We start from the raw sequence: 14,377 nt of genomic DNA, 5'->3' as shown, positions 1-14,377 counted from the left end.
GTTGATCGTGTTGGAAAGAGATTGTAGGTCTACCTCAACGTCGGCCATTCCCGTTCAGCCCGACCAGTTCGCCGATGCGCTGCGACTGCTGGTCGCCGATCGGGCCACGGTTCGTCAGTAGCCCGGCCGTCGCGTGGGTCGATCTCTATCCGATCGCGCCGCTGGACCGGTTCCCACCCGCATCGGGGCTGCGGGCCTGTGCGACTCCTGTGTATCGCGCATCGGATTCCACCGCCGAGATTCGCGGTGTTACGCCATGGAAGCTCTCCGACCGCGCGGGACTGCCTCTGGCTGTGGGGATTTCGGCTTCCATAGCCAGGTGCTGCCCACCCGGCCATGGAAGCGTGGTTGTGTGCTACCCCGGTCAGCCGCGGAGCCTTGGTGTTGTTACCCCTTACGCAAGTACGGGGCATCCGCGTTACGGACGGAATCGTCATTGTTGTTGACACTTCTGACTTCGAAGCGGTACTTGGTGCCCGGTTTGACGCCTTCGGCCACCGTGAGCCATTTATCCTTCTCGAGCGTCGTGAATTCCCCGCACTTGTTGCCGGGGCGCAGTTTCTTGTCACCGGAGTTGTCGTCCCGATAACACACCTGAACCTTGGCATTCGCGGCGCTCTTCGACAAAGAATTCACCTTGATGCTGCCGCCGCACGCGGCGGTCGTCTCGAACCAGCCGTCGTTGATCGGCGAGACCAGGTGACCCGCAGGCTTGTTTTCCGCCTTCTCCACACAGTCCTCGGCATGAGCCACGGCCGGGGTGGTGATCGCGAGCATCCCTCCCGCCAGCACCATTCCCGCCACTGCGGCCGTCGCGGCTGCGGTGCGCCGCATAGTGTTTCGCACGTATCTACCTCATTCTTCATCGCTTTGATCAGATCCGAAGAGATCATTACCGATCGAATCCGCGCCGCGCACCCACCGACGGTTAACTTTACGGTCGGTTGAGCTGTCCCGCGATCAACCTCGCAGCGAGCCGGCATGCTGTGCTGCTGGCGCGATTCTCGCCCGATCTGGCAGAGGCACAGTCACGATCAGAGAATCCGGGATGTTCCCGCGCGCTGGGTTGTGGGAAATCCTCGCCGAGGACGAACCCGACGAGCGCGGGCCCGGCCTCGGCGATTGCCTGCGCTGGCACGCCACCCATTTGGTAGCCGACGGTGCGGATCTAGCCGCCATCGAATGTGCCCGGCGCGCACTGCGATTGGCCGGGACGGCCGTCGATCGGACGCGGCTGCGCTGTCTGCCGGGACCTGGCGGCCATCTGCCGCGAGACGGCGCTGCTCGAAGCGATACTCCTGCTCGCCGATGGTCCGACCGTGGCGGCGGCGCGGACTTGGCAGCAGAAGGTGTGGGATCTGCGAGCACTACACGCCGACCAGTCGGTCTCTGCGGAGGCTGTTGGACTGACACTCGCGACGGCGTCGGAAGCCAGAGACCGCTTCTATGCCTGTGCGCGACCCGATTTGGGAATTCTCACCGCGCTTCCGACGCCACAACCACGGCATCAGGAGAATGTCCTGACCTCGTGAGGGTTCTTCAGCGCACCTGGGGTGCGACCTTCGCGCCGAGCAATTCGATGTTGTGCAGCACCTTTTCGTGCGGCAGGGTGCCGACGCTGGTGTGCAGCATGAAGCGGTCCAGGCCGAGGGTGTCGCGGATGTCGGTGATCTTTTCCGCGACGTAGTCCGGGGTGCCGACGAAGAGGGAACCGCTCTGGGAGCGAAGGGCATCGAACTGGGCGCGGGTCATCGGGCCCCAACCACGTTCGCGCCCAATGGTGCTCATTGCCCCGGCGTACGGCGCGTAGAAATCGGCGACGGCCTGTTCGTCGGTATCGGCGATATAGCCGTGCGCGTGTACCGCTACCGGCTGCTTCTCGTGGCCGCCCTCTTCGAGCGCCCGGTGGTACAGATCCACCAGCGGCTTGAAGCGTGCGGGTTGTCCGCCGATGATCGCGATCGCCAGCGGTAGGCCGAGCAGTCCGGCGCGAACCACGGATTCCGGGCTGCCGCCCACCGCGATCCAGACCGGCAGCGGCCGGTTGTCGGTGCGCGGGTAGATCACCGCATCGCGCAGCGGGGCACGGAACTTGCCGTTCCAGGTCACCGGCTTGTCCGCGCGAATGTGCAGCAGCAGCGCCAGTTTCTCCTCGAAGAGTTCGTCATAGTCGCTCAGGTCGTAACCGAACAAGGGAAAGCTCTCGGTGAACGAACCGCGTCCGGCCATCAGCTCGGCGCGACCGTTCGAGAGTCCGTCCAGCGTGGCGAAATCCTGGTACACCCGTACCGGATCATCCGAGCTCAGCACGCTCACCGCGCTGGTCAGCATGATGCGCTCGGTCCGTGCCGCGATCGCGGCCAGTACGACCGCGGGCGCGGATGCCGCGAAATCCTTGCGGTGATGTTCGCCGACGCCATAGACGTCGAGTCCGGCGCGCTCGGTGGCGACCGCCTCGTCCACCACCTCGCGCAGCCGTTCGGCCGCGGTGGGCGCCGGTCGGTCGCCGACCGGGTACAGCTCCGCGAAAGTCGTGAGTCCCAGTTCCACAGCTCGAGTCCTGTTCGTGTGTAGTTTCTACGTCAACCACTAGCCTAAACGGACCGTGGTCCGCAACTATTCCTTCAGTTGACCGCGCATTCGCGGCGCGGGCACGGACAGTGCGCGATGACCGGTGCGGATAGTCTTGTTCCATGTCAGTGCGTACCCGCCAGCCGCTTGTTCCCGGCACGCTCTCGCCCACCCGTGAGGTTCCGCGCTCGATCGAGCGCCCGGAGTATGCGTGGAAGAAGACCGTGAACGAGGGCCGTGAACCCTGGGTGCAGACGGCCGAGACCATCGAGAAGATGCGGATCGCGGGCAAGATCGCGGCGCAGGCGCTCGACGAGGCGGGCAAGGCGGTCGCGCCCGGTGTCACCACCGATGAGCTGGACCGCATCGCGCACGAATACATGTGCGACCACGGAGCGTATCCATCGACCTTGGGCTACAAGGGTTTTCCGAAGTCGTGCTGCACCTCGCTGAACGAGGTGATCTGCCACGGCATTCCGGATTCGACGGTGATCGAGGACGGCGACATCGTCAATATCGACGTGACCGCCTATATCGACGGCGTGCACGGCGACACCAATAAGACCTTCCTAGCCGGTGATGTCGACGAGGAGGTGCGACTGCTGGTCGAGCGCACGCACGAGGCGACCATGCGGGCCATCAAGGCGGTTCGGCCGGGCCGGGCGCTCAATGTGATCGGGCGCGTCATCGAGTCCTACGCCAACCGCTTCGGCTACGGCGTGGTGCGCGATTTCACCGGGCACGGCGTCGGCCCCACCTTCCACAGCGGCCTGGTCATCCTGCACTACGACCAGCCAGCCATCGAATCGGTCATCGAGCCCGGCATGACCTTCACCATCGAGCCGATGATCAACCTCGGCGGTATCGACTACGACATCTGGGACGACGGCTGGACCGTGGTCACCAAGGATCGCAAATGGACCGCGCAGTTCGAACACACGCTGGTGGTCACCGAGTCAGGCGCCGAAATCCTCACTTTGCCGTGATGGGTGGAGCGCGTAGTTCGAAGCTCGCGTTGTCGGGTGGTGACCGAGACGGGCGCCGAGATCCTTTCCCTGCCGTGACGCGAGCACATCACGCGCGCGAGTGGCTGGGGTCGGCTCGTGCGCGGTGCGATGACGGGGATGTGGCGGTCGCACCGCTGACGGAGCCGGCGCTTTGAAAGGCGCGCTGCTGATCGCTGGAACAACCTCCGATGCCGGGAAAAGCGTTGTGGTGGCCGGACTTTGCCGCATGCTTGCCCGGCGCGGCGTTCGAGTCGCGCCATTCAAGGCGCAGAACATGTCCAACAATTCGGTGGTCACCCTCGACGGCGGCGAGATCGGTCGCGCGCAGGCCCTGCAGGCGGCGGCGTGCGGGCTCGAGCCGAGTGTCCGGTTCAATCCGGTCCTGCTCAAACCCGGTAGCGACCGACGCTCCCAACTCGTGGTGCGCGGCAAGGCCATCGGCACCGTCGGCGCGCGTGACTATTTCCAGCGTCGCCAGGACCTACGCGAAGTCGTTGCCGCCGAACTGGATTCGTTGCGCGCCGAATTCGATGTGGTGATCTGTGAGGGTGCCGGTTCGCCCGCCGAGATCAACCTGCGCGCCACCGATCTGGCGAATATGGGGCTTGCCCGGGCAGCGCGACTGCCGGTGCTCGTGGTCGGCGATATCGACCGCGGCGGCGTGCTCGCGCACCTGTTCGGCACCGTGGCCGTCCTCGAGCCCGAAGACCAGCAACTGATCTCCGGCTTCATCGTCAACAAGTTCCGCGGTGATGTCGAATTGTTGCGCCCCGGACTCGACCGGCTCACCGAGCTGACCGGACGTCGCACACTCGGTGTCATTCCCTACGCGGACGAGCTGTGGATCGACGCGGAGGACTCGCTCAGTACGGTCGCCGACGCGCCGGTCGGCCGTCCCAACCCGCCGGTCGGCGCCGAATGGCTCACGGTCGCCGCGATCCGTCTGCCGCGCATCTCCAATTCCACCGATGTCGAAGCGTTGGCCTGTGAGCCCGGTGTCGCGGTGCGTTGGGTCAGCGACCCGTCCCGGCTCGCCGATGCCGATCTGGTGGTGCTGCCGGGCAGTAAGGCCACCGTATCGGATCTGGAGTGGTTGCGGCGCACCGGAATTGCCGATGCGCTATGGGCCAGAGCCGCATCCGGGCGACCGATCCTCGGCATCTGCGGCGGATATCAGATGCTCGGGAGTCGCATCGTCGACCGGGTCGAATCGGATGCGGGGACGGCCGCGGGTTTGGGTCTGCTCGATCTGGAGATCGAATTCGCCGACCCGAAGGTGCTGCGGCGCAGCACCGGGCGGGGTAACGGAATTCCCGTGCACGGCTACGAGATTCACCATGGTCGCGTCGAGCGCAGCGGTGACCCGGCCTGGCTGGAGCTGGACAGCTCGCCGACCGCAGAGGGTACTGCGCGCGAGGCGATTTGGGGCACTCACCTGCACGGCCTGCTGGAGTCGGATGAGTTCCGTCGCTCCTGGCTCCGCGAGGTCGCCGCCCGCGCCGGACGGCATGGTTTCGTCGTCGCCGAAAATACTTCGGTAGCCGCGATCCGCTCATCCCAACTCGACCTGCTCGCCGACCTGATCGAACAGCACCTCGACATCGCCCACATCGAACGCCTGCTCGCCGACGGTGCGCCCACCGATCTGCCGACTATCGTCTCCGGCCTGGGAGTCGGCAGCAAACCTTTTTGATCAGCTCGCCCAATCGCCGAAATATTGTGCGTTCCTGACTTGTGTGAACTGACCACGGTCCCGTTCAACTTGATGCGCAAGACATCCCGGATTCCCAGCGTTAGGGAGGAATTGCGGACTCAGGCGCTAGTCCGGTCGTTTCCACTGAGCTCGGCCCTTACGGACCGAGAAGTTGACTTCGGGCGTGTACCGTATTTCGGGTGAAATCTCGGCGGATCTCGGTCGGTGACCGGGCATGGACCGTACGGGTCGACGGCCCGGAGTCTCGGCACAGCGTGCTGCTGTTGCCCGATGCCGGTGATCCGGTCGACGTCTACGACCAGGTGTGCGCGCGGCTGCACACCTCGGACCTGCGCACCATTGCGGTGGAATCGATAGCGGACCTGGATCCGGCGGGCGTGCACGCCATCCTCGACGAACTCGGCATCCCGTGGGTGAATGTCGCCGGACGTGGTGCGGGTGCGCAGCTGGGCTGGCAGGTCTGCGCGGGCGGTTTCGGCCGGTTCATCAGCCTTGTCGTCGCCGATCGCGGCCATCCAGCGATTCCGGCCGCCGACGGCACCGTCGCGGACCCCACGTGTCGGCCGGTGGAGGTCGCCGCCACCGTGCTGGTCACCAAGAATCTGCCGCGTTCGGTGGCGGATGCCTCCGGACGCTATGTCTACGGCGAATTTCGAGTCGTCGAGATCGACGTCGACAATGTGGCGACCGAGGCCGACCACGAATTGGCCACCGAGATCGTGCTACGCACCAGCCTCTGGTGATCCGGCGGTCTTCCTGTGGAAGGCCGCCAGCCAGTCCAGCCAGCTGTCGAGTTCGGCGAAGGCCTTGGCCAGCGGTTCGGCCGAGGACAGGAAGACATCGTGGCGAGCGCCGTCGATCGGGACGATATTGGTCCGATCGCCCAGGCAGCCCGACCAGCGCTGGATCTGGCGGACATCGAGCACCGCATCCGCCACATCGACGGCCGGACCGTACTTGCGCGCGAATTTCGTGATGCGCGAACGCAGAATCAACGCGGGCACGCCGACCGACAGCCCCGCCTGCAGCTCGGCGTGCCCGTTGCGGATCGCGCGCAGCCAGCCGAGCCGGACCGGGAAGCCCGCCAGCGGCTTCCAATCCAGGTTGTAATCCCATTCGCCCGCCACGCTGTGGTGCAGGCTGTCGCCGTAGGAGCTGATCTTGTTGCCGGGTAGTTCGACCATCGACCGGAACCGGCCGAGCATCTTGATCATCGGGGTGCCGATGGTCCGGTAGTACGCGGGGCCCTGCAGGTCGAACCAGGGGCTGTTGAGCACCAGGCCGACAATGCCGGACTTGGCCGTGCCCTTCGCCTTGTTGAGCCGGTCCAGCCAGAGCGGCACGATGAGTCCGCCGGTCGAATGCGCGACCAGGAGCACGTTATCGCCCGCCTCTTCCTGAACGATGCGCAGCGACTCGTTCAGTTCGGTGTCGTAGAGCGCCAGATCGGTGACGTAGTGCGGCGTCTGGCCGTCGCGCAGCGAGCGACCGCACTTGCGCAGATCCAGCGCGTAGAAGCGGTGCCCGCGCCCGGTGAAGTGTTCGGCCAGATGCTGCTGGAAGAAGTAGTCGGTGAAACCGTGCACGTAAAGCACAGCGGGTTCGGTGGTGGTGGCACCGGTGTCGGGGGTGTAGCGAACGAGGGTCCCCACGGCCTCGCCCTCACCATCGGGGTCCGGACCGAGCGGCAGAGTGCGCTGCTCATAGCCCGCACCGAGGACATCGGACTGCCATCGCTCGGCCGCCGGGGCGGTGATATCGGACACGCTGAGCGAGGCTTCATTCGTCACAAGGATCAATCTAGCCGTAGTGACTGCTTGCAGGTCACTCGAAAGGGTCAGCGACGTCAGGGCCGTTTCTAAGGTCGAACCCAGGAAGGAATCTATGTCACATTCGGTTGGTTCGTTGTCGGACTTCGAACAGGTGAGGTGCACAATTGGGCTAGGTGAACGGCGGGTAACCTACACCTCGCCGAGTCACGCAGGACTCGCAACAACCACATAGCGCCCGTGCCCAGCAGGCCCACCGTGGGGGTGGGCGTGCGCAGAAGGACAAGGAAGTCGATCTACCCGTGCCGAACGCTGCCATGACTGAAAAGACCGACGTTGTACTCATCGGTGCCGGCATCATGAGTGCCACTCTCGGCGCACTGCTTCGGCAGCTGCAGCCGGAATGGTCGATCTCCCTATTCGAGCGGCTGGACGCGGCCGCAGCCGAGAGCAGCGATCCGTGGAACAACGCGGGCACCGGCCACTCCGCACTGTGCGAACTGAACTACAGCCCGCAGAATCCGGACGGCTCGGTCGATATCAGCAAGGCCATCGACATCAATGAGCGCTTCCAGGTCTCGCGCCAGTTCTGGTCCTACGGCGTGGAGAACGGCATCCTCGGCGATCCCTCCGCCTTCATCAACCCCATCCCGCACGTCAGCTTCGTGCACGGCGCGGACAATGTGGACTACCTACGCAAGCGGTACGAGGCGCTGTCGCGGCATCCGCTGTTCTCGACGATGGAATACATCGACAGCCCCGACGAATTCGCCAAGCGGCTGCCGCTGATGGCCAGGGGCCGCGACTTCTCCGATCCGATCGCGCTCAACTGGACCGATGAGGGCACCGATATCGACTTCGGTTCGCTCTCCAGCGAACTGCTGGCCTACCTCGGCCGCTCCGGTGTCGATCTGGCCTTCGGTCACGAGGTGCGCGACCTCACCAAGCAGTCCGACGGTTCCTGGCTGGTCAAGGTGCGCAACCTGCGTACTCGCCGAACCCGGACGCTGATCAGCAAATTCGTCTTCGTCGGCGCCGGTGGCGGTGCGCTGCCGCTGCTGCAGAAGTCGGGGATCAAGGAGGCCAAGGGTTTCGGCGGCTTCCCGATCAGCGGTCAGTTCATCCGCTGCACCAACCCGGATCTGATCTACAAGCACGAGGCCAAGGTCTATGGCAAGGCCGCGGTCGGCGCGCCGCCGATGTCGGTGCCGCACTTGGACACTCGCATCATCAAGGGCCGTCCCGGCCTGCTGTTCGGCCCGTACGCCGGGTGGACGCCGAAGTTCCTCAAGGACGGTAAGAACACCGATCTGTTCAAGTCGGTCAAGCCGAACAACATTTTCTCGCTGCTCGGCGTCGGCGTCACCGAACTCGGCCTGACCAAGTACCTGGTCAGCGAGCTGCTCAAGTCCGAGGCGGGCAAGGTGGCGACGCTGGAGGAGTTCATGCCGCGCGCGGACGGCCACGACTGGGAGCTGATCACCGCGGGGCAGCGCGTGCAGGTCATCCGGCGCAAGGGTGCGGGCGGTGTGCTCGAGTTCGGCACGGCGGTCGTCGCCGCCGAAGACGGCACCATTGCGGGTCTGCTCGGCGCGTCACCCGGCGCGTCGACCGGTGTGAGCGCCATGATCGACGTGCTGCAGCGGTGCTTCCCGCGCGAGTACGACGACTGGTCGCCGAAGCTGAAGGAAATGGTGCCCTCGCTGGGCGTGAAGCTCTCGGAGAACCAGGCGCTGTTCCAGGAAGTCTGGGATTGGTCGACCAAAACCCTGAACCTGAACAGTGTGTCGGACAACACGCCGAAGCACGCAGGGGTCGCGCCGATCGCGTAGTTGTGATAGCAAGACGCGATGATGTCAACGGTTGCACTCAAACGGTCCTGGGCGCTTGATCTCGACACCGCCACCCTGTATCAGCTGTTGAAGCTTCGCGTCGCAGTATTTGTCGTCGAGCAGAAATGCGCGTACCCGGAGCTGGACGGCTTCGACCTGCTGCCGGAGACACGGCATTTCTGGCTCGATGACGAGGGCGAGATCATCTCGACGCTGCGGTTGACCGAGGAGCACGAGAACGGTGTGAAATCGTTCCGCATCGGCCGGGTGTGTACGTCGGTTCCGGCGCGCGGGCACGGGTACACCACCCGGCTGGTGCAGGCTGCGCTCGCCGAGGCGGGTTCGGCGACCGTGCGCCTGAGTGCCCAGACCTACCTGGTCGACTTGTACGCCAAGTTCGGCTTCAAACCCGACGGCGACGAGTTCGAAGAAGACGGCATCATGCATCTGCCCATGCGCAAGGGGTAGATCCCCCGCGGAGGGTGCTGCCGGGCGGGCATTGTGGCGCGAATAGAGTTGGGGCGTGCCATTGCCCCGTACCGAAACCGCGCCGCATGCCTCTTCGCTGACCGGGGCGCGTCCCGGTGCTGATGGTGATGCGGGCTTTCCGTTCTCGGCGGTGGTGGGGCAGGAGCGGTTGCAGCTGGCGTTGATCCTGTGCGCGGTACATCCCGGGATCGGCGGCGTCTTGGTGCGCGGGGAGAAGGGGACCGCGAAATCGACTGTGGTGCGGGCGCTTGCGCAATTGCTGCCGCCCATTGTCGATGAGACGGGTGCGCGGCCCGCTCGCTTGGTCGAGTTGCCGGTGGGGGCTACAGAAGACCGAGTGGTCGGTTCTCTGGATCTGGAGCGGGTGCTGCGCGACGGCGAGCAGGCGTTCCGGCCCGGCCTGTTGGCGGCCGCGCATCACGGCGTGCTCTACGTCGACGAGGTGAATCTGCTGCACGACCACTTGGTGGACGTGCTGCTCGATGCCGCCGCGATGGGGCGGGTGCATATCGAGCGCGATGGGGTCTCGCATTCGCATCCGGCCCGGTTCGTGCTGGTCGGCACCATGAACCCGGAGGAAGGTGAGCTGCGGCCGCAGCTACTGGACCGGTTCGGGCTCACCGTCGATGTCGCGGCCTCGCGGAATGTGGACATGCGGATGTCGGTGGTGCGGCGTCGGCTGGACTACGAGGCGGATCCGGCCGGATTCGCCGCACGCTATGCCGCGGCCGATCGGGAGGTGGCCGAGCGGATTCTCACGGCCCGTGAGCGGGTCGCGTCCGTCGCGCTCGATGACGTGGAGTTGCGGCGGATCGCCGCGCTGTGTGCGTCGTTCGATGTGGACGGGATGCGGGCGGACCTCGTGGTTGCCAGGACCGCTACCGCGCATGCGGCCTGGCGTGGGGCGGATGCGGTGGCCGAGGCGGATGTGCGGGTTGCGGCCGAGTTGGCATTGCCGCATCGGCGGCGGCGGGATCCGTTCGATGAGCCCGGGATCAGCGAAGAGCAGCTGGACGAGGCGATGCGTGCGGCGGGGGAAGAGGCGGAAAAGTCCAGCGAGCGTGCAAAATTGGAGCAGGGCGGGGCTGAGGATCTCGACGATGGCGGTTCGAGTGGTGGTCCGGAAAACCGCACCGATGTCGATGATGCAGGTTCGGATAATGCATTGAACAATCCGGATTTCGGTCCCGGCAATGGTGGCCCGGATGGTCAAGGCCCAGACGATGATCCGGATGGCGGTCCCGGCAATGGTGGTCCGGGCGCTTCTGGCCCCGACGGCGGTGCGGATTCCCCGGGCGGCGGGCAGTCACCGTCCGCGCGCGAGGGTCGTATCGGTGCGCCCGCGACCTCCGTTGTGACACCGCCGCGTTGGGAGGTGCCCGGCGTCGGCGAGGGCGCGGCAGGTCGCCGTTCGCGCGCACAGACCAGGCAGGGACGCACGGTGCGGTCCAGTACCGATACCTCCGGCGGTCTGCATTTGCTCGGCACGGTATTCGCCGCGGCACCGCATCAGCACTCCCGCGGCCGAGCCGACGGACCGTTGAAGCTGGTCGCCGATGATCTGCGCGGTGCGTATCGCGAAGGGCGTGAAGGCAATCTGGTGGTATTCGTGGTCGACGCCTCCGGATCCATGGCGGCGCGCGACCGCCTATCGGCGGTTACCGGCGCGGTCGTCGCGCTGCTGCGCGACGCCTACCAGCGGCGGGACAAGGTTGCTGTGATCACCGTGCGCGGCGCAGAAGCCGAAGTCGTCCTGCCGCCGACATCCTCGGTGGATATCGCGGTGCGTCGCCTGTCCGGCATTCGCACCGGCGGCAAAACTCCGCTCGCCGCAGGGCTTTTGAAGGCACGCGAGGTCGTGCACCGCGAACGTGTCCGCGATCCGCGCCGCCGCCCGATACTGGTCCTGCTCACCGACGGCCGCGCCACCGGTGGCATCGATCCGGTGCCCCGCGCCCGTGTCGCCGCGAATCTGCTTGCCGCCGAGGCGATCACCTCGATCGTCGTGGACTGCGAACGCGGCATGGTCCGCCTCGGCCTCGCCGCCGACCTGGCCCGCACCCTCCGCGCAGGCTACCTCCAACTCGCCGAACTGACCGGCGACTCGGTCGCCGACGTCGTCCGCGCCGGATCCGGTCGCCCCGGCGTGACACGAGCCGCCTGATCGTGGTGGATCTACCTACCGATCCCATAGCCGAACAACGGTATTCGGCCTCTCGGCACCTGGTGGATGTGCAGTCGGGCAGCTTCGATCCCGTAGCGCATGGCGGTGCGGCGGGTGTGGACGTTCTGATCAATGGGCTATCAAGGAGTTTCGATGCCTAAGGGTGTGCCGGAAACGGTTCCGGATGATGGGCTGACGACGCGGCAGCGGCGGAATTTGCCGGTGCTCGCGGTGCATACGGGGCCGGGGAAGGGGAAGTCGACGGCCGCGTTCGGGATGGCGTTGCGGGCGTGGAATCAGGGGTTTGATGTAGCGGTATTCCAGTTCGTCAAGAGTGCCAAGTGGAAGGTGGGGGAGGAGGCAGCCTTTCGCACCCTCGGCCGTCTGCATGAAGAGACAGGTGTCGGTGGGGCGGTTGAATGGCACAAGATGGGTGAGGGTTGGTCGTGGACCCGCAAGCAGGGCACCGATGAGGACCATGCCGCCGCCGCACTGGCCGGGTGGCGCGAGATCGCGCGCAGGCTTCAGGCTGAGCAGCACCGCTTCTACGTCCTCGACGAATTCACCTACCCGCTCAAATGGGGCTGGGTCGATGTTGACGAGGTAGTCGAAACTCTGCGCAACCGCCCAGGTAACCAGCATGTGGTTATCACCGGCCGCGATGCGCCCGCAGCCCTTTTGGATGCCGCCGATCTCGTCACCGAAATGACCAAGGTCAAGCACCCCATGGATGCGGGCCGTAAAGGCCAGCGAGGAATCGAATGGTGACCTCACCGGGATCCCGGGAAGGGGTGCGGTTGTGAGTGGGGTTCCGGCGGTAGTGATCGCCGCGCCCGCTTCGGGCAGTGGGAAGACAACATTGGCGACCGGTCTGATCGGGGCGCTGCGGCGCGCCGGGCATCGGGTGGCGCCGTTCAAGGTGGGGCCGGACTATATCGATCCGGGGTATCACGGCCTGGCGGCTGGGCGGCCCGGACGCAATCTCGATCCGGTGCTGGTCGGCGCGGAACGTGTTGTTCCGCTGTACCGCCACGGTGCCCACGGGTGCGATCTGGCGGTGGTCGAGGGCGTAATGGGACTTTTCGACGGCCGCATCGATGAGAACCACGCCGCACCGATCGCCGAGGGTTCCACCGCGCAGGTCGCCGGATTACTCGGCGCCCCAGTGATTTTGGTCGTCGATGCCCGCGGCCACAGTCAGAGCCTCGCCGCTCTCCTGCACGGCTTCGCCACCTTCGACACTGCGATCAGCTTGGGCGGCGTCATCCTCAACCGCGTCGGCAGCGAACGTCACGACCAGGTGCTGCGTGCCGCCTGCGACCGAGTCGGCCTCCCGGTCCTCGGATCACTACCGCGCATGGCCGAACTCGAGGTCCCCTCCCGCCACCTCGGCCTCATCCCCGCAGTCGAACACGGCCACGCCGCCACCGCCGCCGTCGAAGCAATGACCGACCTCGTCGCCGCCCACGTCGACCTCCTCACCATCGCCCGCCTGGCCCGCTCGACCATCGCCGCCCCAGCCTGGGATCCCGCAACCGCGATCCGTGAATTCGAGGACTCGGTGTACGCGAACAGTGTGGCTGCGGCCAGCGTCGACGAGGCGATCGCCACAGACGTGACCAGCGCGTTCAGCGGGGCGAGCCGTTCGAATGCCCAGGCTGGCGCGAGCACTGCCGGTGTCGCTTCTGCGGGCGTCGGCGACAGAGCGCGGGCAGCCGATGCAGTCGCGGAACGCGCGAGTCGTGCGATGCCGACGGCCGCACAAGGCCCGGTTGTGTCGGGTGTGGTTACGGAGGCCGCGCTCGGTCCTGTGATTGCCATGGCCGGCGGGGCTGCGTTCACGTTCGGGTATGCGGAGCATCGGGAGTTGTTGGAGGCTGCCGGGGCACGGGTTGTGATCTTCGATCCGCTGCGGGATGAACTTCCCACGGGGACGGCCGGTCTGGTATTGCCCGGTGGGTTTCCCGAGGAGCATGCCGCGGCGTTGGCGGCCAACGATCGGCTGCTGGCGCAGGTCGCCGAGCAGGCCGGGGCGGGCCTTCCGGTGCATGCCGAATGTGCTGGATTGCTGTACCTCAGCCGCTCGCTGGACGGCCATTCGATGGCGGGGGTAGTCGATGCGACAGCGGAATTCGGACCCCGCCTGACCCTCGGCTATCGAGATGCCGTGGCGCTGGCGGATTCCGCCCTATGGCGCGCGGGAGAACGGGTGCGCGGCCACGAATTCCACCGCACCCGCCTGGTTTCCACCGGCGACCACGCCACTGCCTGGGGCTGGCACACTGCAGGCGAGCGCATCCGCGAGGGCGCCTTGATCCACCGCGTTCACGCCTCTTACCTGCACACCCACCCGGCCGGAAACCCCGGAGCCACAACCCGTTTTGTCGCCGCAGCCGCCCAATACGCCCAAAGCCGTGCCACCATCTGACACCTCGGCGTCCCCAACCGGCGAACCGACCCCGCAAGGCTGGGCCGTTGGTCTCGGGTTTCGGCCGGGCACATCGAGCGAGCGGATTTTGGATGCTCTGCGAGAAGTGCTGGGCGACAAACCTATTGCCTACCTCGCGACCATCGATCGACGTGCGGAAGAACTCGGTGATGCCGCCGCTGGTTTGGGCGTCTCGGTCCGCGCCTTCACAGCGGCTGAGCTCGCCCGGGTCGACGTACCGAATCCCTCGGCACGTACCGATGACGCACTCGGCACCGCCAGCGTCGCCGAGGCGGCCGCGCTACTGGCCGCCGACGGTCCGCTCGTTATTCCCAAGCGGACCGTCGACGGAATAGTGATCGCGGCCGCGCTCGCACCGAAATCACCACTGACGTAACAAGAG

13 protein-coding genes are annotated in these 14,377 nt (G+C 66.0%); 10 read left to right on the top strand and 3 right to left on the bottom strand.

Translation table 11 applies throughout. The features are described from left to right. Nucleotides 1-387 precede the first annotated feature (387 nt). On the bottom strand, nt 388-834 hold the full coding sequence (locus OIE68_RS20700) for a hypothetical protein (protein WP_327101001.1): 447 nt from the start codon (nt 832-834) through the stop codon (nt 388-390). Nucleotides 835-1,184: 350 nt separating this feature from the next. On the opposite strand from OIE68_RS20700, the gene OIE68_RS20695 reads away from it, so the two are divergent. Continuing rightward, the gene (locus OIE68_RS20695; protein ID WP_327101000.1) at nt 1,185-1,532 is read left to right on the top strand and encodes a hypothetical protein; all 348 of its coding nucleotides are present in this window, start codon (nt 1,185-1,187) and stop codon (nt 1,530-1,532) included. Nucleotides 1,533-1,539: 7 nt separating this feature from the next. Here the strand turns inward: OIE68_RS20695 and OIE68_RS20690 are convergent, their stop codons facing one another. After that, nucleotides 1,540-2,550 (bottom strand): LLM class flavin-dependent oxidoreductase, encoded by a 1,011-nt coding sequence (locus OIE68_RS20690; protein WP_327100999.1) that lies wholly within the window; start codon nt 2,548-2,550, stop codon nt 1,540-1,542. Between the two features lie 143 nt (nt 2,551-2,693). On the opposite strand from OIE68_RS20690, the gene map reads away from it, so the two are divergent. From map to OIE68_RS20675, 3 genes are all read left to right on the top strand, one after another. Next, a complete protein-coding gene (gene map, locus OIE68_RS20685; protein WP_327100998.1) occupies nt 2,694-3,557 on the top strand; it encodes a type I methionyl aminopeptidase in 864 nt (287 codons plus the stop codon). 172 nt (nt 3,558-3,729) lie between these two features. Beyond that, nucleotides 3,730-5,271, top strand: a complete 1,542-nt coding sequence (locus OIE68_RS20680) for a cobyric acid synthase (protein ID WP_327100997.1) — start codon at nt 3,730-3,732, stop codon at nt 5,269-5,271. A gap of 200 nt (nt 5,272-5,471) precedes the next feature. Continuing rightward, complete coding sequence (locus OIE68_RS20675; RefSeq protein WP_327100996.1) at nt 5,472-6,035, top strand: alpha/beta hydrolase; 564 nt, start codon at nt 5,472-5,474, stop codon at nt 6,033-6,035. On the opposite strand, the gene OIE68_RS20670 is transcribed toward OIE68_RS20675, so the two are convergent. Continuing rightward, nucleotides 6,015-7,082, bottom strand: a complete 1,068-nt coding sequence (locus tag OIE68_RS20670) for an alpha/beta hydrolase (protein ID WP_419150726.1) — start codon at nt 7,080-7,082, stop codon at nt 6,015-6,017. The two genes, OIE68_RS20675 and OIE68_RS20670, sit on opposite strands and share 21 nt — an antisense overlap. A 296-nt stretch (nt 7,083-7,378) precedes the next feature. Here OIE68_RS20670 and mqo point away from each other — a divergent pair, with 296 nt between their 5' ends. The 6 genes from mqo (at nt 7,379) to OIE68_RS20640 (ending at nt 14,371) form a co-directional block, all read left to right on the top strand. Next, nucleotides 7,379-8,893 (top strand): malate dehydrogenase (quinone), encoded by a 1,515-nt coding sequence (gene mqo / locus OIE68_RS20665; RefSeq protein WP_327100995.1) that lies wholly within the window; start codon nt 7,379-7,381, stop codon nt 8,891-8,893. Between the two features lie 18 nt (nt 8,894-8,911). Beyond that, a complete protein-coding gene (locus OIE68_RS20660) occupies nt 8,912-9,361 on the top strand; it encodes a GNAT family N-acetyltransferase (protein WP_327100994.1) in 450 nt (149 codons plus the stop codon). Nucleotides 9,362-9,458: 97 nt separating this feature from the next. Continuing rightward, nucleotides 9,459-11,546, top strand: coding sequence for a magnesium chelatase subunit D family protein (locus tag OIE68_RS20655; protein WP_327101740.1), 2,088 nt, complete (start codon nt 9,459-9,461; stop codon nt 11,544-11,546). 153 nt (nt 11,547-11,699) lie between these two features. Then, the gene (gene cobO / locus OIE68_RS20650) at nt 11,700-12,314 is read left to right on the top strand and encodes a cob(I)yrinic acid a,c-diamide adenosyltransferase (protein ID WP_327101739.1); all 615 of its coding nucleotides are present in this window, start codon (nt 11,700-11,702) and stop codon (nt 12,312-12,314) included. Nucleotides 12,315-12,345: 31 nt separating this feature from the next. Next, complete coding sequence (locus OIE68_RS20645; protein ID WP_327100993.1) at nt 12,346-13,974, top strand: cobyrinate a,c-diamide synthase; 1,629 nt, start codon at nt 12,346-12,348, stop codon at nt 13,972-13,974. A gap of 88 nt (nt 13,975-14,062) precedes the next feature. Continuing rightward, nucleotides 14,063-14,371: a cobalamin biosynthesis protein gene (locus OIE68_RS20640; protein WP_419150725.1), complete on the top strand. Its 309-nt coding sequence runs from the start codon at nt 14,063-14,065 to the stop codon at nt 14,369-14,371. The last annotated feature ends 6 nt before the right edge of the window (nt 14,372-14,377 follow it).

The organism is Nocardia vinacea (genome assembly GCF_035920345.1).
Lineage (GTDB): Bacteria > Actinomycetota > Actinomycetes > Mycobacteriales > Mycobacteriaceae > Nocardia > Nocardia vinacea_A.
The sequence above is the reverse complement of the archived record's forward strand: the minus strand, read 5'-3'. Positions and strand labels throughout refer to the sequence as shown.

Excerpts from the sequence above, each read along its gene's own strand:
- OIE68_RS20700 (WP_327101001.1), bottom strand. The coding sequence starts at position 834 with ATGCGGCGCACCGCAGCCGCGACGGCCGCAGTGGCGGGAATGGTGCTG.
- map (WP_327100998.1), top strand. The coding sequence starts at position 2,694 with ATGTCAGTGCGTACCCGCCAGCCGCTTGTTCCCGGCACGCTCTCGCCC.
- mqo (WP_327100995.1), top strand. The coding sequence starts at position 7,379 with ATGACTGAAAAGACCGACGTTGTACTCATCGGTGCCGGCATCATGAGT.
- OIE68_RS20660 (WP_327100994.1), top strand. The coding sequence starts at position 8,912 with ATGATGTCAACGGTTGCACTCAAACGGTCCTGGGCGCTTGATCTCGAC.
- cobO (WP_327101739.1), top strand. The coding sequence starts at position 11,700 with ATGCCTAAGGGTGTGCCGGAAACGGTTCCGGATGATGGGCTGACGACG.